Annotated in this window: 17 protein-coding genes and 1 pseudogene; 12 read left to right on the forward strand and 6 right to left on the reverse strand. The window is 69.1% G+C overall.

Translation table 11 applies throughout. The features are described from left to right. Window positions 1-94: 94 nt before the first annotated feature. From ABZ463_RS25865 to ABZ463_RS25880, 4 genes are all read left to right on the forward strand, one after another. Complete coding sequence (locus ABZ463_RS25865) at window positions 95-253, forward strand: hypothetical protein (RefSeq protein ID WP_362779794.1); 159 nt, start codon at window positions 95-97, stop codon at window positions 251-253. 631 nt (window positions 254-884) lie between these two features. After that, window positions 885-1,706, forward strand: coding sequence for a CPBP family intramembrane glutamic endopeptidase (locus ABZ463_RS25870; RefSeq protein ID WP_362779796.1), 822 nt, complete (start codon window positions 885-887; stop codon window positions 1,704-1,706). Then, on the forward strand, window positions 1,703-2,857 hold the full coding sequence (locus ABZ463_RS25875; protein WP_362779799.1) for a histidine kinase: 1,155 nt from the start codon (window positions 1,703-1,705) through the stop codon (window positions 2,855-2,857). The genes ABZ463_RS25870 and ABZ463_RS25875 overlap by 4 nt, the downstream gene beginning before the upstream one ends. Beyond that, window positions 2,854-3,513 carry a response regulator transcription factor gene (locus tag ABZ463_RS25880; RefSeq protein ID WP_352016586.1) on the forward strand — a complete coding sequence of 220 codons (660 nt, stop codon included), beginning with the start codon at window positions 2,854-2,856 and terminating at the stop codon, window positions 3,511-3,513. Before ABZ463_RS25875 ends, ABZ463_RS25880 begins: the two co-directional genes overlap by 4 nt. A gap of 28 nt (window positions 3,514-3,541) precedes the next feature. On the opposite strand, the gene ABZ463_RS25885 is transcribed toward ABZ463_RS25880, so the two are convergent. The 4 genes from ABZ463_RS25885 to ABZ463_RS25900 form a co-directional block, all read right to left on the reverse strand. Further along, window positions 3,542-3,766 (reverse strand): hypothetical protein, encoded by a 225-nt coding sequence (locus ABZ463_RS25885; protein WP_362779801.1) that lies wholly within the window; start codon window positions 3,764-3,766, stop codon window positions 3,542-3,544. A gap of 152 nt (window positions 3,767-3,918) precedes the next feature. Continuing rightward, entirely contained in the window at window positions 3,919-4,119 is a 201-nt protein-coding gene (locus ABZ463_RS25890) for a hypothetical protein (protein WP_362779803.1), read from the reverse strand. A gap of 205 nt (window positions 4,120-4,324) precedes the next feature. Further along, the gene (locus ABZ463_RS25895; RefSeq protein ID WP_362779806.1) at window positions 4,325-4,801 is read right to left on the reverse strand and encodes a nitroreductase/quinone reductase family protein; all 477 of its coding nucleotides are present in this window, start codon (window positions 4,799-4,801) and stop codon (window positions 4,325-4,327) included. Then, window positions 4,798-5,577: a glucose 1-dehydrogenase gene (locus ABZ463_RS25900; protein WP_362779809.1), complete on the reverse strand. Its 780-nt coding sequence runs from the start codon at window positions 5,575-5,577 to the stop codon at window positions 4,798-4,800. Before ABZ463_RS25900 ends, ABZ463_RS25895 begins: the two co-directional genes overlap by 4 nt. A 144-nt stretch (window positions 5,578-5,721) precedes the next feature. Between ABZ463_RS25900 and ABZ463_RS25905 the strand changes: the two genes are divergently transcribed. Continuing rightward, on the forward strand, window positions 5,722-6,366 hold the full coding sequence (locus ABZ463_RS25905; RefSeq protein WP_362779811.1) for a TetR/AcrR family transcriptional regulator: 645 nt from the start codon (window positions 5,722-5,724) through the stop codon (window positions 6,364-6,366). Window positions 6,367-6,655: 289 nt separating this feature from the next. Here the strand turns inward: ABZ463_RS25905 and ABZ463_RS25910 are convergent. Continuing rightward, a pseudogene (locus ABZ463_RS25910) lies at window positions 6,656-6,865 on the reverse strand (helix-turn-helix domain-containing protein); the annotation flags it as partial. Window positions 6,866-7,077: 212 nt separating this feature from the next. On the opposite strand from ABZ463_RS25910, the gene ABZ463_RS25915 reads away from it, so the two are divergent. The 4 genes from ABZ463_RS25915 (at window position 7,078) to ABZ463_RS25930 (ending at window position 11,154) form a co-directional block, all read left to right on the forward strand. After that, entirely contained in the window at window positions 7,078-7,257 is a 180-nt protein-coding gene (locus ABZ463_RS25915; RefSeq protein ID WP_362779814.1) for a hypothetical protein, read from the forward strand. Window positions 7,258-7,338: 81 nt separating this feature from the next. Then, window positions 7,339-7,914, forward strand: coding sequence for a DUF2637 domain-containing protein (locus ABZ463_RS25920; RefSeq protein ID WP_362779834.1), 576 nt, complete (start codon window positions 7,339-7,341; stop codon window positions 7,912-7,914). Between the two features lie 535 nt (window positions 7,915-8,449). Further along, complete coding sequence (locus ABZ463_RS25925; RefSeq protein WP_362779816.1) at window positions 8,450-8,611, forward strand: hypothetical protein; 162 nt, start codon at window positions 8,450-8,452, stop codon at window positions 8,609-8,611. 11 nt (window positions 8,612-8,622) lie between these two features. Next, a complete protein-coding gene (locus ABZ463_RS25930; protein ID WP_362779819.1) occupies window positions 8,623-11,154 on the forward strand; it encodes a DUF6493 family protein in 2,532 nt (843 codons plus the stop codon). A 212-nt stretch (window positions 11,155-11,366) separates the two neighbouring features. Here the strand turns inward: ABZ463_RS25930 and ABZ463_RS25935 are convergent, their stop codons facing one another. Then, complete coding sequence (locus ABZ463_RS25935) at window positions 11,367-13,667, reverse strand: tetratricopeptide repeat protein (protein ID WP_362779821.1); 2,301 nt, start codon at window positions 13,665-13,667, stop codon at window positions 11,367-11,369. 283 nt (window positions 13,668-13,950) lie between these two features. Between ABZ463_RS25935 and ABZ463_RS25940 the strand changes: the two genes are divergently transcribed. From ABZ463_RS25940 to ABZ463_RS25950, 3 genes are all read left to right on the forward strand, one after another. After that, window positions 13,951-14,868 carry a ribosome-inactivating family protein gene (locus ABZ463_RS25940; protein ID WP_362779824.1) on the forward strand — a complete coding sequence of 306 codons (918 nt, stop codon included), beginning with the start codon at window positions 13,951-13,953 and terminating at the stop codon, window positions 14,866-14,868. A 377-nt stretch (window positions 14,869-15,245) separates the two neighbouring features. Next, window positions 15,246-15,863: a pentapeptide repeat-containing protein gene (locus ABZ463_RS25945; protein WP_362779826.1), complete on the forward strand. Its 618-nt coding sequence runs from the start codon at window positions 15,246-15,248 to the stop codon at window positions 15,861-15,863. 157 nt (window positions 15,864-16,020) lie between these two features. Beyond that, window positions 16,021-16,425 (forward strand): hypothetical protein, encoded by a 405-nt coding sequence (locus ABZ463_RS25950; protein ID WP_362779829.1) that lies wholly within the window; start codon window positions 16,021-16,023, stop codon window positions 16,423-16,425. The last annotated feature ends 71 nt before the right edge of the window (window positions 16,426-16,496 follow it).

Genomic DNA, 16,496 nt, shown 5'->3' on the forward strand with positions numbered 1-16,496 from the left:
GAGCATTTGAGCTGTGGAGCGGCTGCCGTGACTTTCCGTTCGAACGCGCCGCGCCGAAGGGTTCTCTCGGGTCACGGCTGACACTTCATCCCATGTGGAGGAGGAGAAACACCGGCTGACAAGTGAGTGGATGTCGCTCGCCTGTTTTCCCGTGGCCGATGAGTTCTATTCCGGGAGTTTTGTGATCCGCTACGACGACCTGGCCGCCGGTCGGCTGGACAAGGCGTATTCCGTGACCGAGTTCAGCGAGTAGAACCCCGGCGCCCATCGCGATGACCGGCCGGCCACCCCTGCTGAGCTTCGGAGTTTCGTGGAACTCGGTGACACGAGTTTTAACGACACCTCCTGTAGGGAGGAGACCGACGCCTGGGGCGCCGTGCCGGCTGATAACCCTTGAGGTCAACTGGCTTATATGGTCTCTCTAGTCAAGAACCTGACCCTATGAGATTTTTTCAACCTGACGGTGCCGGTCAGCGCGGGTGCAGGGAATTGGGGGAGACGAGTCCCCCCGGCAAGACAGCAGTCGCCCCAGATCCGACACCCCAACCGGGAGCCTCGTCGCTGTCTACCCCGCCGCGATCGCGCTGTCCAACCGCGCTCTTGTCCGCCTGGCCGACCTGATCCGCGCTCACCACGCCGAACGGTGCTCCCGATGGCGCCGGGGGAAGGCCGCAGTCGCCGCTCCCTGCCGTGTGGCGCGGGATCCGCTGGGGAGGTGCGCCGTCTGCGGCGGCGTCGGAGGCCGCCGAGGGGCGTTGTTGTCCCCCATGCGAGCTACTGGTGATTGTCCACCTGATGGGGACGATCCCGGCGCGCCGGATGCCTAGCGTTTCCCGGTGTAGCGGCGGAGTCCCGCCGTGTGACCCGCACGTGAGGGAGTCGTCATGCGGTTGTTGAAACAGTTCGTGCCGGTCGCGGTGGTCGCCTTCGGTGGTAATGCGATCATGGGCGTGGTGCAGGGCAGTCCACTTCTCACCCTGCTCTTCGGCGTTGCGATGGCCGCACTCGCCGTGTTCGTCTACGCGCGGACGGTGCGGTGGTCCGAGGGCCGCACACCGGCTGAGGTGGCGACGCAGGGAGCCGCCGGCACCGTCGCGAAGGGGGCGTTGATCGGTGTCGCGCTGTTCGCGGCAGTCATCGTGAGCATCGCCGTCGTGGGCGGCTACCGGATCGACGGTCTGGGTTCACCGGCGGCTGCGGTCGGGCTGCTGGGCGTCATGGCCGCCGTCGCGGTGAACGAGGAGCTGTTGTTTCGCGGCATCCTGTTCAGGATCGTCGAAGAACGCGTCGGTACGTGGCTGGCGCTGGTGCCGACCAGTCTGCTGTTCGGCCTGTCGCACCTGTTGAACCCGCATGCCAGCCTGTGGGGTGCGATCGCCATCGCGATCGAGGCGGGCAGCATGCTCGCCGCGGCCTACGCCGCCACGCGCACTCTGTGGGTGCCGATCGGTGTGCACTTCGGTTGGAACTTCGCGGCGGCCGGCATCTTCGGCGCCGAGGTGTCGGGCGGAGGCGTGGCGCAGGGATTGCTGCGTGGTGTGACGTCGGGCCCCGCTGCGCTGACGGGCGGTGCGTTCGGTCCGGAGGCGAGCCTGTTCGCGGTGGTGGCCGGCCTGCTGCTGACGGTCGTGTTCATGCGGCTGGCCCGTCGGCGCGGAAACGTGGTCCCGTTCCGGCGCGGCGCGGACGCTACGCTCGCACGGTGATCGATCTGCGGCGGATCATGGAGCTGTGGCGGCGGTGTGACGTCGTGATCCGCGATTCGGTGTTCGGGCTGCTGGTCGCCGTCGCGTCGCTACTACCGGCCCTGCACGGCAAGGGGACGCAGGTCGGTGATCTGCCGATGGGCCCTTTCGACGGGCTGGCCTTGGTGGCGATCGCCCTGCAGTGCCTTGCGCTCGCCGTGCGTCGACGGTGGCCGGCGATGTGCCTGGTTCTGGTGTCGCTCGGTTTCGTCCTCGACCAGGTACGCGCCTACCACGTGTTCGCGAGCAACGCGATGCCCATCGCGCTCATCAGTGCGGGCGCGCACCTGGAGCGGTACCGGCGCGTCACGGTAGTCGTGCTGTCCATGGCGTATGTCGCGCTGGCGCTGGTGCTGGACCGGTTGGGCGGGACCGAGAGGGCGGAGGGTTATGTGGCGTTCTACCTGGCGCTGACGCTGGCATGGGGCACGGGGGCGTGGTTGCGCTCGTCTCGCGCGGCCGAGGCCGAACGCCGTCGCCATGCCGCCGAGGCCACCCGTGCCGCCGAGCGTACGCGGATCGCCCGCGAGCTCCATGACGTGGTGACGCACCATGTGACGGCGATGGTCGTGCAGGCCGAGGCCGCGCGTTATCTGACCGCGGCTCCCGACCGCCTTGACGCGGCGCTGGGTACCGTCACCGACACCGGTCGGCGGGCCATCTCCGATCTGCGCCACATGCTCGACCTGCTCAAGGCCGATCATGACAGTGAGGTCGGGGTGCCTTCCGCGGGTGAGCTGGGCACGCTCGTGGAGCAGACCCGTCAGGCCGGGCAGCCGATGGAGTTCACCGAGGAGGGCAGCGCGGCGGAATCGGCGGGCAGTGCCGAGTTCGTGGCCTACAGGGTCGTGCAGGAGGCCCTGACGAACGCGCTCAAATACGCCTATGGCAGCCGTACCGTGGTTGCGGTGCGCTACGGGGAGAAGGAGATCGGCGTGGAGGTGAGCACCGACGGTTCGGGTTCGCGGACCGGTTCCCCCGGTGGTAGCGGGCGGGGCCTGGCCGGGCTCCGCGAGCGGGTCAACGCCTTGGGCGGTGAGTTCAGCGCGGGCCGGCGGACGGGTGGCGGCTTCGTGGTGCGGGCCCGCATCCCGGCGGGACGCCCGTCGTGACGGCGCCGCTTCGCGTGCTGGTCTGCGACGACCAGGCGCTGATCCGCACCGGTTTCGCGACGATCATCGATGCTCAGCCCGACCTTGAGGTGGTGGGCGAGTGCGGCGACGGCCGTACCGGGGTCGATCTGGCCCGGCGGCTGCGTCCGGACATCGTGGTGATGGACGTGCGGATGCCGGTGCTGGACGGCATCGAGGCGACTCGCAGGCTGGCCGGCGCCGGGGTGGCCGACCCCGTCAAGGTGCTCGTGGTGACGACGTTCAACCTGGACGAGTACGTCTATGAGGCGTTGCGGGCCGGGGCAAGCGGGTTCCTGCTGAAGGACGCGCCGCCGGCGCAGTTGCTGCACGGTATCCGCACCGTCGCGACGGGTGCGGCCCTGTTGGCGCCGGAGGTGACGCGGCAGCTCGTCGGCAGGTATGCGGCGCGCATCCGTCCCGTCAGAGGAACGGAGAACGATGTCCCGTTGACTCCGCGTGAGCTGGAGGTACTGCGCTTGATCGCCGATGGCCTGTCCAACGGCGAGATCGCCGCCGCGCTGGTGATCAGCCAGGAGACCGTCAAGACGTACGTGTCGCGCATTCTCACCAAGCTCGATCTGCGCGATCGCGTGCAGGCGGTGGTCTACGCCTACCGCCGGGGCCTGGTGACCTGAGAGGCGCTGCGCGACCCGGTCTGCAGGGTCAGCAGGGCGCTGAAGTGCGGCTGAGCGTCAGCCAGTCAATGTCGTCCCGGCTGAGCTGCCCGCGCGGCTGGCTACGGGCCTCGGTCACCCACGACAGGTACTGCCCGTGCAACTCGGCGACTGAGGACGGGCTGTGCGCGAGGTTGACGGCGGCCGTGTGCACGTGACGCAGAGCCGCCAGCACGTTGGACCGGTCGGCGTTCGCGTCAAGGGTGATCAGCATGCAACCCAGCGTGCCCGACTACGGCGGCCCGCCGTCACCGACTAAGCGAGGGTGCGCACCGGCAGCCCCACGGCCCCGCCCCGGCAGTAGTCTCCGATGCCGCCGGGCACGAGACTGTACCGGCGTCCCTGGGTACCCGTTTCATGAGCGGGTCACAGCGTCTGGACCTGCCACTGCCACCCGGTCGCCTCCTGGCAGGCCGCATGAATGGTGTGGCCCTGAGGGGAAGCCGTCATGAGATGGTTGATCTTCGCCAGCAGTGCGATGGCGAACCTCTGGGGCAGGTCGGGCTGGCCATGGGCGCGGGAGACGATCTGGATGGGCTCGCGGCCGCCGGCGGGAACGATCTGCACACCGCGAGCATCGGCGTGCGCCGCAACGATCAAATCAGCGCGCTGAGTGTGGACGAGCGGCCAGGGCGTTGGCCCGTTTCAGAGGTCAGTTCGGTGACAAGGGCCGCCCACCCGCCAGTCGCGTACCTGACCTCTCAGGTCAGTACACCTAGCCGCGACTACACCCCAGTCCCTGGGAATAGGTCACGTGTCGAGGAGTCCGCGATCACGGCCGCTGGCGGAAGCTGATGCGCATCAGTCGGCTGTCGGCCCAGTCTTCGAGTCGTGTCGGCCGGATGGTGCCGGGGTCGTGGGGTTGATTGAGATCCGCGACGATCTCGGTCAGCACGGTCTGACGTTCAGCTGGGTCGGTGACCGGCGTGGCTCGTGCGGGCAGATCCGCGCGGGTCCCGCTTTTGAGGTGGAAGGTGAAGTTGGGCTTGGCGAGAAGGTTCGCATGCCAGTCGGTCGCGGCCCCGCCCGCGCCGCTGCACAGGTAGGTTGCGCCCGCAGCCCGGTAGAAGAAGATCTCGATGCGGTGTGGCCGGCCGGTGCGTCGCCCCAGCGTCGTGATGTCGATGATTCGTTCTCTGGTGCCCGCGGCGGGGGTGATCTCGATGGCTCGCCGGACGTGGTCGGGCAGGTGGGATAAAGACGCGTCCCGTGCGGAGTCGTTCGACCCGGTCGTGTCTGGAGTGCTCATGCGGTCTCGGTCTGAAGGGCGGGGCCGAGGAGGAGTCCACCGTCGATGACGTACTCCGACCCTGTGATGAACGACGCGTCCGATGACGTGAGGAACAGGAGAAGCCGGGTGACGTCGGTCGGCTCTCCGAGCCGGGGGACGGCGAACGGCTCGGGTGAGTAGAAGTCGGCGATCGCCGCGGTGGCGCCGGCCGCTGGTTCGTGGATGAAGGAGGTCGCGATCACGCCGGGGTGGATGGTGTTCACCCGGATGTGGTCGCGGCCGAGTTCGAGTGCTGCCGTTCGGGTGAGGCCTCGTACGGCCCACTTGCTGGCGACGTACGGTGCGTAGTGCGCCGTGCCGCCCAGGGCCATGGTCGAGGCGATGTTGACGATGGCTCCCCCTGCCGCGCGGCGCAGAGCGGGGGCGGCGACCTTGATGCCGAGGAAGGTCCCTGTGAGGTTGATGTCGAGGATGCGCGACCACGTGGCCTGCTCCGTGTCTTCGATCGTTGCCGGCGGGTTCTGCACGCCCGCGTTGTTGACGAGCACGTTCAGGGCGCCGAAGGTGCTCTCGGCGGCTAGCACAGCGGCGGACCACGAGCTCTCGTCGGTGACATCGAGGCGGGTGAAGCGAGCGCGGGTCCCGAGCTCGTCGGCGAGAGCGGTGCCGCGTTCGGCGTCGATGTCGCCGATCACCACGTTTGCTCCCTCCGCGTGAAAAGCGCGTACGTGGCTCGAGCCCTGGCCGCCGGTCCCACCGGTCACGAGTACGGTCTGGTCGTCGAAGCGGGGCATCAGATGTTCCTTCGGTACGGGGGTGACCGGCCGGGAGCTTCGGAGACGAACGCCGGCCGATGGTGAGCTGAGTGACTCACCGCTGCCCTGACACTAGATCGATGGCAATGGTGAGTCAAGCCACTCATCTTGTATGCTCGGCCCATGAGCAAGGTCGTGACGACGTACCACCAGCGCGTCGCCCAGGAGAAGCGCGCGCTGATCGTGACGGCCGCGACCGCACTGTTTCTTGAGCTGGGCTACGACCGGACGTCGCTGGCGCGGATCGCAGAGCGCTCGGGCGTTTCGCGGGCCACCTTGTTCAAGCAGTTTCCGAGCAAAGCTGCCCTGTTCGACGCCATCGTGACCGAGTCCTGGGCAACCGCTGACGAAGAGGATCTTCCGTCGGCAGGCAACATCGTCGACGGGCTCAGCACCATCGGTCGCCGCTACGCCGAGCTGTTGAGCCGCCCCCAGATGACCGACCTGTTCCGAATCGTCATCGCCGAGCTGCCGCGATTTCCCGAACTCGCCAATGCGCAGTTCTCGCACGGGAAGATGCCCTACTTCGAGTCCGTACGCGGCTATCTCCTAGCCGAGCACGAGGCGGGAACGGTGCGGATCGAGGACGTGGAGCTCGCAGCCACCCAATTCCTGGGCATGATCTCCAACTACGTCTTCTGGCCGACACTCCTCGTGCCGGGCTGGAAGGTGAGCGCCGAGCGCGTCGCTCAGGTAGTGGACGAGGCCGTCCACACCATCGCCGCCCGGTACGCCGCGCCCGGACCAGGGCCGTCCACCCACGACTGACCCGCCGATCGCGACTGAGTTCCACCGCCGCCAAGGAATTGCTGCCTGAGCAATCGAGTCTGTCGGCCCCAAGGACGTTCGCGAGGCACCTCCGTGGAGGCAACCACGCCCGTTCCGACCAGGCCACGGCTATGCATGGACCAGGCGTGATGTCAGAGGGAGCCGGTAACGTCGAATTCCTCCGGGAGAGGTCCAGGGGGAAAAATCGGTGATGCCGCCACTCGGCTGGGGTCGTCCGGGAGATCAGGCAGATGCGCTCTCGCACCCACTCACCGATCCTCCGCGGACGGCCTCCGCTCCATTTTGGGTCCAAAGCCTCGAACCCCCGCTCGTCGAACGCATGCACCACCTGGCGAACGTAGTCATCACTGACCTGCATCAACGTCTTGATGGCGGAAGCGGACTGTCCTTGTGCGGACATCAGCACCACGATCGCCCGCCGCAGCTTCACCGGATCCTTGGCTGAGCGGGTGATCCTCTGCAGGCGCCGCTTCTCCATCGTCAACGCACGGACGAACACCTCGGGTTTACGCGCCACGGCCACCTCCCAAAACTCCTCCGGGATCAGGCTGGCCTGCTCTCCCGCCGAGATCAAATAGCCCAGCAAGGTTCGGTGACACCACTAGCCCGCCGTACTGGGGGCTGCGGCACTACTGCGGCGGCGAGTACGGCCAGGAGCCCACCCCCGAGGCGTACGTTGAAAGACTCCGCGTGACCTTCGCCGAGACCCGCCGGGTCCTGTCCGAGACCGACCCGAACGACAAGGCCGAGGTTCACGCGCAGATCGGCCTGCGCCTGACCTATCAGCCCCAGAAAAAGCTAGTGGAGGCTCGGGTTCAACCCGGCCTCCACATGTGCGAAAGGTACGTGTCCGAGGGGGAGTCGTACTAAACGCACACGCCTTCACGCTGACCACCAGGTTTCTGCTGGGTCAGGGGTGAGCGGCGATGGTGCCGGATCCAGCGCCTGACCATCGCCTGTGTCGCTCTTCTGGCGGTCATCGCGGCCGTCGTCTCGTTCCGTCACATGCACGAGCTGTGCCTGCGTCACGGTGAGGACCGCCTGGCCGCCGTGCTCATCCCGCTGGCCGTCGACGGGATCATCGTGGTGGCCTCGATGTCCATCCTGCTGGCCAACCGGTACGGCTCCCGCTGCGGCGCCCTGGCCTGGACCCTGCTCATGGTCGGCAGTCTGGCCGGCCTGGGCGTCGACATCGTCGTGGCCGAGCCCGGGCTGATCGGCCGCGTCATCGCCGCCTGGCCGAGCGTCGCGCTGATCGGCAGCTACGAGCTCCTGATGTCCCAGATCCGCCGGGCCTCCTGGAACACCGGACGGCAACCCCCGGAACCGCAGCAGGACGAGGATCAGGAGCCGGAGGACGATCGCCCCCGAGAAGGTGTGGTGGTCTTGCATCGTGAGGCGTGGCGGTGGGCGAGGGAGAACCGCCGGCCAGATGGGACGCTCCCTTCGGAACGGGCGATCGCCGAACGCTTCGAGCGCAGCCCCCGCTGGATCAAACGAGCAGGCCTGACCGGAAAACTGGGGTGAGTTGCTTGTCGCGCTTCGAGTTCGCCGGTTGTGGCCAGGCAGGGCTCATCTGGCGTCCGCGCCGAAGCCTCCAAGTGTCCATGCGGCAGGCCGCGGTGGAAAGGGCCCGTGACCACCGTGCACCGGCAGGTCAGACGGGCGGGGCCGCATCTATTACGGAGAGCGTGCGCACCGGTGTGTACCCGGGCAGAGGTGTGTCCCAGGCGATCTCGACCGGAGGCGTGAGCGTGCCGTCGGTTGTCGCCGGGATCCGGATACCGACCCCCGCCGTTGCCTCCCGCGGTACGCGGAAGCGATGCCAGGGGTTCGCGTCTGTGCTCAGTTCGATCGCCGAGCTGAGCATGTGCAGTTCCTGTGTCCTCGCGCGCGCCGTCCGTCGCCGCCTCGAACGACGGCCTGGACTCCGGACAGGGGTGACCGCCTGGTACCTCATCGCAGCCCAAGGAGGGAACCCCTTCCGGCTGTGACACCGATCTGCTGGGTGCCTCCGCCTGCCCAACTGCGCCGGTGCCCGGCAACACCGGCACGACACATCGTGGCTGTCCTTCCGAGACCAGGGGAGCAGGCCACCGGTGCGTTGTGCAGTCAGCGCGACGCCAAGGGCGAGAAGCGGGAGAACGGCGCCTGGCCCTACCTCGACGACCAGGCCGGCACCGAGCCTTCACGCTCGTCTCCTGATGTCGGTGGCCTGCCCTAGGCTCCCCTGCCATGACCACCCCCTGGGATCATGTCGAGGCCGCGATCGCGGGCTCGGACACCGCGGCGATCGTCGCCCTGGTGACCACCCTGACGGAGACGGACCGCAAACCGATCGCCGCCAGGCTCCCCGCCCACCTCCAGGTCATCCGCGCGTCCGATGACCCTGAGCGCCGCTGGATCGAGCCGATGCGGCTCATCGGACTCGGCACGATCGCCACCCCGGCCGCCGCGCTGACCTGGCTGTTCAAACGGGACTTCACCCGCGATCAAGTCGTCCTGCCGATCTCCCAGGCCGGTCTGTGCGCCGCGATCGTCCGCTCCCGCCCGGATGACTGGCGCCGCGACTTCGCCGTACGGCTGGCGCTGCGCCTGCGCTCCCTGGACCCGGGTGATGGCGGGCTGGAGCGCCTCACTCTGATCCTGTTGCGGGAGACGGGCGCCGAGCCACCGCGCCACGACCCGCTCACCGCCCTGTGGATCGCCACCGCCGACCTCGGGAGCCTGGCCGAGGACCCGCTCACCGACGCGCTGCTGCCCACGATCTTCGAGGCGGAGGGCGCGGGCAGGCTGCTGCGCCGCGCCGACTACTGGGGACGGCGCGGCACCGACGGATGGATCGACGCGCTCACCGGCTTGGCCGAGGCGGGCCGTACCAGGCGCGAGACCCTGCTGGACGGCTGCCGCAGCCGTTTCCTGCGCGGCGCCCCGGCCTTCGACCTGCACTTCTTCACCCTCCTGCACGAACGGCTCGCGCCCACGGACGAGGAACTGCGTCCCCACCTCGGCGACTACCTGGCGTTGCTGCCCGCCGCCCCCGGCCCCGTCGCCGAGCTGGCGCTCGGAGTGATCCGCAGGCTGTCCGCCACGCCGCCCGCCGACGCCGTCGAGGCGCTGCTGTTCCGGCCCGAGGGCAAGTTGGTCAAGGTCGGCCTGTCCCTGCTCGACAAGCTGCTCAAGGCCGGAGCCGATCCCGACGACCACATCACCGCACTGGCCGTCGCCCTCACCTGCGCGTCGGCCGGGGCTCGCGAACGCGCCGTCAAACTGGTCGTCGCGCACGCCGCGAAACTGGGGGAGGCGAGCGTCGAGGTGGTGCGTACGGCGATCGACAGCCTGCCCAAGGCCGAGGGTGACGCCACCATCCGCGCGGTCTGGGACGTGTTGCCGCCCGAGCGGGGCCGGGTGCTGGCCGAGGTCTTCGGCGGAGATCCGGTGCCGGAACCCGAGCCGGAGGGCGAGCCGTTCGTCCCCCCGCCGCTGCCTATGGTGAGCAACCCGCACCCCACCCCACCCGACATCGACCACCCGAGCCGACTCGCCCGCGTCAAGCTGATCTGGTGCGACTGGCTCGACGCCGACCGGTGGCTCGACGGCTTCGTCCGGCTGACCCGCGACCACCGCCGGGACCTCATAACCGCCCTGCGCCCGCTCGCCGAGTCCGGCAGCCGCTCCGACGGCGGCCACAAGGACTTCCGCACCCTGCCCGACCTGCCCGCCTGCGTCGCCGCCGCGCTCACCGGCCTCGGCGAGGCGCCGCAGGAACGCAGCCCGCTCTCCCGGCGGACGGCTTTGCCCGGCGAGGCGCCCGTCTGGGACCTCCAGCTCCAGCGCCGGACGGCCGAGATCCTGCGGGCGCTCGCGGACGACGCCCTGCCTCCGTGCCTGCTGGCCACGCCGACCAGGCAGAACGGGCTGATCGACGCCGGAATCCTGATCGAACGCCTCACCAGGCACGAGCGGGCCGGGATCGAACCGCTGCCGCTCGACCTGGCGCAGGCGTTGTTGCGGCTTCGCCGTACGGTGACGGAGCTGGAGCTGCGGAAGGCGGCGCGGCTGAGGTCAGCGGCCGGGCGGCGGCTGCACCGATGGCTCACCAACCGGCCTGCGGACCCGGAGGTGACGCTGACCTGGGGTGAAAAGCCCACGGTCACGATGGACGCGGAGCTGGAGGAGTTGGTCGGCGACCTGTTCGAGCAGCAGTGGGGCAAGCACCCTGACGGGGATGTGGCGATCTTCGCGGCCCATCGGGAGCTGGCCGCGGTCGCGGTGCTGCCCGGCTCATCCGGCTATGTCTCGGGGTTGAGCGCTCTGGTGTCGGCGGAGGGGCCGGTTGGACCGGCGATGGGCCTGCTGCTGGCCTCCATGATTGTCGAGGATCACGGCGCGCTCGATCTGATGCGGCTGGCCGCCACCGGCCCCGCTCCCTGGCCGGAGACAGGGCGTTGCCTGGCCGTGTTGCTCCAGCGGGGCGCGAAGCCCGCGAAGGTGCTGTCCACGCTGCGCCTGGCGGCCGAGCGGGGCGCCCACCACGCGGTCTGGGAGATCATGACCGGCCTGCTGGAGACCTACCTGCCGGAGGAGAAACCGACGAGCGCACACACCCGCCTGGTCGCCTTCGCCGCCGACGTCGCCGACTGGGCCAACGCCCGGGGTGAACTGCCCGCCGTCGCCGCGCTCGCCGCCGGAACTCGTAAGAGCCAGCTGCTGGAGCAGGCCCAGCGCCTGCACCGACAACTCACCGGCGTTGGGCCGGCACGATGACCATTACTCGGTGTGCCGGTGGTCGCGTCGGCAAACCGATGGCCCACCCGAGCTGGCCCGGCTGAAAGGACAACCTCCCGACATGCCTGTGCACAGGTCAAACTCATACACCACCTCCGTGGACGCAACCGTCGGCATCGATAAAGGCACCGTAGGCGTCATGAAGCGAGGTCACGCCATAGGGCATTACTCAGGCAAATGCCTGCATAGAGTCAAAGGTCGTCCAGGGCCTGGCGTACCCGGCTCTGCCCGTTCAGGTCGCCGATCTCGGTGAAGAGGGTCATGGCCTGCTCCAGATGGGCTCGGGCCTGCGGATGGTCGGCCGTCTCGGTGCAGGCGCGGCCGAGGGAGTACAGCAGCGACGCTATGGTCGGGACACTGCCCGTGGCGCTGAAGTACGGCAGGGCCCGGTGGTAGTGATCGACCGCCGTCTGCCAGCGGCCCTGGGCGGCCAGGTCGTTTCCGATGTCCCGCAGGCACAGGCCTGTGCCCATGTCCTGCTGCGTGGCGGGGAAGTCGTGCTTTCCGGTGAGGTAGATCTCGAGGATGCCGGTGTGGACCAGCAGGGCCGTCTCCGGGTCTCCCAGTTCGCGTAGCACCTCGCCGAGCTTGCGTGCCGCCACCGTGTGGCCGAGCAGGTCGCCCGACCGGACGAGGAGCCGGGAGGAGGCGCCGAAGTGCTCGGCCGCGCGCTCCAGGTGCTCCCGCTCCGTCCCCAGGGGGTGGTCCTCGGGCTGGCGGGCGAGTTCGAGGTGGGCGTTGCCCAAGTAGGACAGGGCCCAGGCCTGCTCACGGAGGTCGCCCACCTGCCCGGCGAGGGTGAACGCCCGGGCGGCGTGTTCGAGGCCCTCGCGGTGGCGGCCCAGGCAGGACGAGAGCGTCCAGGCGCAGTAGTTCAGATGCACGGCCTCCTGGCGGCGGTAGCCGAGTGCGCGAGCAGCCCGCGTCGACAGGGAGAACAGCGTCAGCCAGTGCGGCCAGTGGATGCGGAGGTCGGAGAACCAGTGCATGGCCTCGGCGACATCCAGGACCAGTTGGTGCTCGCCGTCCGCCGCCGCCGAGCCGACGGCGGCGAGCCAGGCGTCGGCCTCGGTGTCCAGCCAGGCGGCGGCGGGTTCACGCAGGGAGAAACGCAGCGCGGTGTCCGGCAGTACCGCCTGGACGGGGGACGGGCTGAACAACTGCCCCGCTCCGATCGCGGTGTGCAGCAACCAGGCGCGCATGCGCTCCTCCGCCTGCCGTACCCGCTCGGCCGGCTCTTCCGCGCGTAACCTCGCCTGGGCGAACAGCAGCATCAGGTCGTGGAAACGGTAGCGGTCAGGGTGGGGCGCCTGCAGCAGGCTCAGGTCGACCAGCTCCTCCAGCACCGCCGTCGTCTCCTCCTCGTCGATCCCGGCGAGGACAGCGGCGAGCGGTACGGCGAAGCCGCCCCCGGGAGCCAGCGACAGCAGCCGGAACACGGTCGCCGCGACGGGCGAGAGCTGACCGTAGGAAAGCTCGAAGACGACGTCGACCCTGAGGTCACCGGCGACCAGCGCGGTCAGGCGACGGTCGCTGTCGACCAGACGATCGCCCAGATGGGCCACGGTCCATCCCGGCCTGCTGGCCAGCCGGTTGCCCGCGATGCGCAGCGCGAGCGGCAGGTTTCCGCACAGGGCCGCCACGTGCGCCGTGGCCTGCGGGTCCTCCGCCGACCTGTGCTCGCCGACGATCCTGGTGAGGAGCTCGACCGCGTCGGACGGCGGCAGCGTGTCCAGTTCCATCCGGTGTACCGACTCCAGGCCTGCCAGCGGACGGCGGCTGGTCACCACGATCATGCAGCTACCGCAGGCGGGCAACAGCGGCCGCACCTGGGCCTCGTCGGCGGCGTTGTCCAGGACGAGCAGCATCCTGCGTTCCCTGGTCAGCGACCGGTACAGCCGGGTGAGCTCCTCCGCGCCGCGCGGGATGCGGCTGTGCTCCACCCCCAGCACGCGAAGGAGCCGGGTCAGCGCCGCCACGACGCCGAGCGGCGTCTTGTCCGTCCCCCGCAGGTCGAGGAAGGCGCTGCCGCCGGGAAAATGGCCGGTCAGGGCGTGGGCGGCCCACAGGGCGAGGGTCGTCTTGCCGAGTCCGGGCAGGCCGGAGAGCACGGCCACGACGGGGCTGCCGCCGCCGGGAGCGGACAGCGCCGCCAACTCCCGCAGCCTGGCCAGCTCGGCGCTCCTGCCGGTGAAATCGCCGACGCTGCGCGGCAGCTCGAACAGGGGCGGCCCGGGGGTGGGGCGCGGCGACGGGCGACCGGCCTTGGCGGCGTCGATCAGTTCGCGCCGCGCCTCGGCGTCCAGCCCGAGCGCGTCGGCCAGCGCCTCCACCGAGCGGCTCCTGGGGGCTCTGCTGCGGCCGCGCTCCATGTCGCCGATCGCTCTGCCGCTGAGCGCTGAGGCCTCGGCCAGCTCCTCGATGGTCAGCCCGGCCGCGTACCGGTGAGCGCGCAGCAGCGCGGCGAAGGAACGCGATAAATCGGTCGGCACCCTGGTCTCCTCGGCAGCCAGATCCTCCCCGCCCGCAAGAGGAAGATCGCGATTCTTCCCATCATCCTTCCTGCGGTTCCTCCTGGTATGGGATTCGCGAACATGATCCGATTTGCACCACCGAGAGCTCTTCTTTGGCACCTCGCGAAACGATCCAAGGAGATCTGTGTTCCCGCATCTCAAACGGCTGGTGGCCGCCTCGGCCGATGTCTCCACGCCCGGCTGCGCCGGGACGCCCGCCCTCAAAACCCCGGAAGAAGAACCTTATGGAGGTATGCGGCACATGGTGAATTCAGGTAAGCAAAGGATCGCGCAGCGGCTGGGCGCGGTCCTTCTTGCCCTGGCCTGCATCCTGGGCTTGGCCCCGATCAGCTCGGCGCACGCGGACACCACGGCGCGGTGGACGGTGATGACGTGGGACATCTCCACTCTCCTCGGGAGCGGGCTGACCGCCGCGCAGGCCTACGGCAGGATGTTGAACACTCTCCGCAACCACGCCGGCGCGCCGGTGCGGGACGCGTTCTGGAGGACGGAGACGGTGGGCAATCACTACATCGAGCTGCGGGTGTCGAACGGCACAGACCACTTCCTCACCCTGTACTTCCGCTCCTCCAACCTCTACCTGGAGGGCTTCACCGTCCGGGGCTCCAACTACGAGTTCAGTGACACCCCCAGCAGCTTGATAACCGAGTTCGTCAATTTCTACCCGAGCGGCAACCACCTGTTCGAGCGCCTCGGCTACTCCAGCACCTACGGCGAACTGGACGGCCAGGGCAATCGCGCCAACTCCCATTTCACGGCCCTCGACCTCTACCACTACTTCTCCGACATGCAGGGCTTCCCGCACCCCAACCAGAGCGCCGACCGCCTGCGCCTCGCCAACATCGTCGCGGCGACCTCCGAAGCCGTGCGCATCGGCTGGATCCAAAGGCGCATCCAGACCGTCGTCCGCTACGGCTACCACATCGACGAGAACGGGGGAAGGCAGACCCAACTCGGCGGGTTCGGGCTCGCACTTGAGAACAACTGGAGCCGGCTGTCCCGCCTGGCCTTCCGGACCTTGGACCGCCCTGTCCCCTCCACCGGGTACGTCACCATCTACGGGTACACCTACCAGAACCTGAGCGACATCCTCGGTCAAACCCAACCACGCCGGGTGCCCTCCCTCGAGGCCCTGCTCGCACTCGGCACCTCCCGCTGACTCCATGTAGCACAGGTTCTCCGGTGCGGGGACGGTGGCCGGGCGTGCGACCCCGCACATCGTCGGATCGACCCGGGTCCGGCGGTGCCCGCCCGGCATCCAGGCACGTGAAGAGCCCCTGGCCACGTCATCCGGCCGGGGGTTCTTCCGCTGTGCCCGGGACACACCCGCGGACGCCGGCTGCGGCAGGGCTCAGCCCCACGCGGCTCCTCCTCGAGGATGGAGCCCGTGGCGCGCTTGTGCAGGTGGGTGCGCTCGGCCTTCGCCGCGACCCACCGCAAGCGCCCGCCATGCCGAAGGGGTGGCGATACCAGGCGAACATCTATAAGAGCCGTGGTAAGCACTGTTTCTGATGCATGTGATCTTTGGAGGATGTCATGGCCGACCGTGTGCACGGAGTCCCCGCCCCGCCGACCACCTCGGCCATCGAGTTCGCCGACTGGGACAGCGAGGACCTGTCGGGCCGGGTCTACGAACGCGTGGCCTTCCACGAGGTGGACCTCACCGAGTCCACCGGCGACGGAGCGGTCTTCGTCGAGTGCACATTCCGCTCCGCCCGCTTCAACGCCTCGACCTACACCGACAGCGCGTTCCTCAACTGCACCTTCACCAACAGCTCCTTCTTCGACGCGACCTTCACCCGCTGCAAGTTCGTCGGCAGCATGTTCGACCGGTGCACCTTCGACCTGCTGAAGGTCAAGGGTGGGGACTGGTCGCTGACCGGCCTGCCAGGGGCGCCCCTGGGCTCGGCGTCCTTCGTCGATGTGCGTATGCGCGAGGCGGACCTGACCGGAGCCCGCTGCGGAGGTGCCACCCTGCGCGACGTGGACCTGTCCGGAGCGCTGCTGCACAGCGCCGACTTCACCCGCGCCGATCTACGCGGCAGCGACCTGTCCACGCTGGATCCCCTCGTGGTGCGACTCGGCCGCGCTCGCGTCGACATCACTCAGGCCGTCGCCATCGCCACGGCCCTCGGGCTGAACGTCGACCCGTAACCACCGGCGGACGGGGCCGGCTTCGGCGGTAGAAGATCATGCCGCCGAGGTAGTCGGTCTGGTCGCCGGTACGGCTGCCGCAGGCTTCGCCGTAGCGGCTGTCAGCCAGGTGCCGGGGTTGACCTTGACGTCCAGGTCAAGGTTTAGCGTCGGCCGCATGACGCGAACACGCGAGGTGCGCCTGGCCGCCGCAGGGCGGTTGGAGATCGTCGAGACGGTGCTGGAGGTCCCGGGGCCGGAGCAGGTGCTGGTCCGCAATCGGATGATCGGGCTGCGGGCCGCGATGGGACTGCTGCTGACGGGTGGCGCTCCCGGTATGCCGGCCTATCAGGAGGGGAAGGCGCTGTGGGGACCGGCCGTCGGTGAGGTCGTCGCCGGTGAGCTGCCGCCGGGCACGCCGGTCGCCCACCCGCTGGGCTGGAGGGAGCACGCCGTACTCGACACCGCGCGGGTGCGGCTGCTGCCCGCAGGGGCCGATCCCCTGCTGGGGCTGGCGCAGGCCGAGCTGGCCCATGCCGCTCTGACGACGGCGGCGCTGAGAACTGCTAACGCAATGAGCTGAGGCGGCGCCAGCAGATCAGGGCGCAGCCGAGGCTGAGGAAGGCTTCGTGGATGTCGTCACGGACCTCCCAG

This window comes from Streptosporangium sp. NPDC020145 (assembly GCF_040631275.1).
Taxonomy (GTDB): domain Bacteria; phylum Actinomycetota; class Actinomycetes; order Streptosporangiales; family Streptosporangiaceae; genus Streptosporangium.

Bases quoted from the DNA above. Each gene is read 5' to 3' on its own strand.
- ABZ463_RS25870 (WP_362779796.1), top strand. From the start codon at position 885: ATGCGGTTGTTGAAACAGTTCGTGCCGGTCGCGGTGGTCGCCTTCGGT.
- ABZ463_RS25885 (WP_362779801.1), bottom strand. From the start codon at position 3,766: ATGCTGATCACCCTTGACGCGAACGCCGACCGGTCCAACGTGCTGGCG.
- ABZ463_RS25895 (WP_362779806.1), bottom strand. From the start codon at position 4,801: ATGAGCACTCCAGACACGACCGGGTCGAACGACTCCGCACGGGACGCG.
- ABZ463_RS25900 (WP_362779809.1), bottom strand. From the start codon at position 5,577: ATGCCCCGCTTCGACGACCAGACCGTACTCGTGACCGGTGGGACCGGC.
- ABZ463_RS25905 (WP_362779811.1), top strand. From the start codon at position 5,722: ATGAGCAAGGTCGTGACGACGTACCACCAGCGCGTCGCCCAGGAGAAG.
- ABZ463_RS25930 (WP_362779819.1), top strand. From the start codon at position 8,623: ATGACCACCCCCTGGGATCATGTCGAGGCCGCGATCGCGGGCTCGGAC.
- ABZ463_RS25940 (WP_362779824.1), top strand. From the start codon at position 13,951: ATGGTGAATTCAGGTAAGCAAAGGATCGCGCAGCGGCTGGGCGCGGTC.
- ABZ463_RS25945 (WP_362779826.1), top strand. From the start codon at position 15,246: ATGGCCGACCGTGTGCACGGAGTCCCCGCCCCGCCGACCACCTCGGCC.
- ABZ463_RS25950 (WP_362779829.1), top strand. From the start codon at position 16,021: ATGACGCGAACACGCGAGGTGCGCCTGGCCGCCGCAGGGCGGTTGGAG.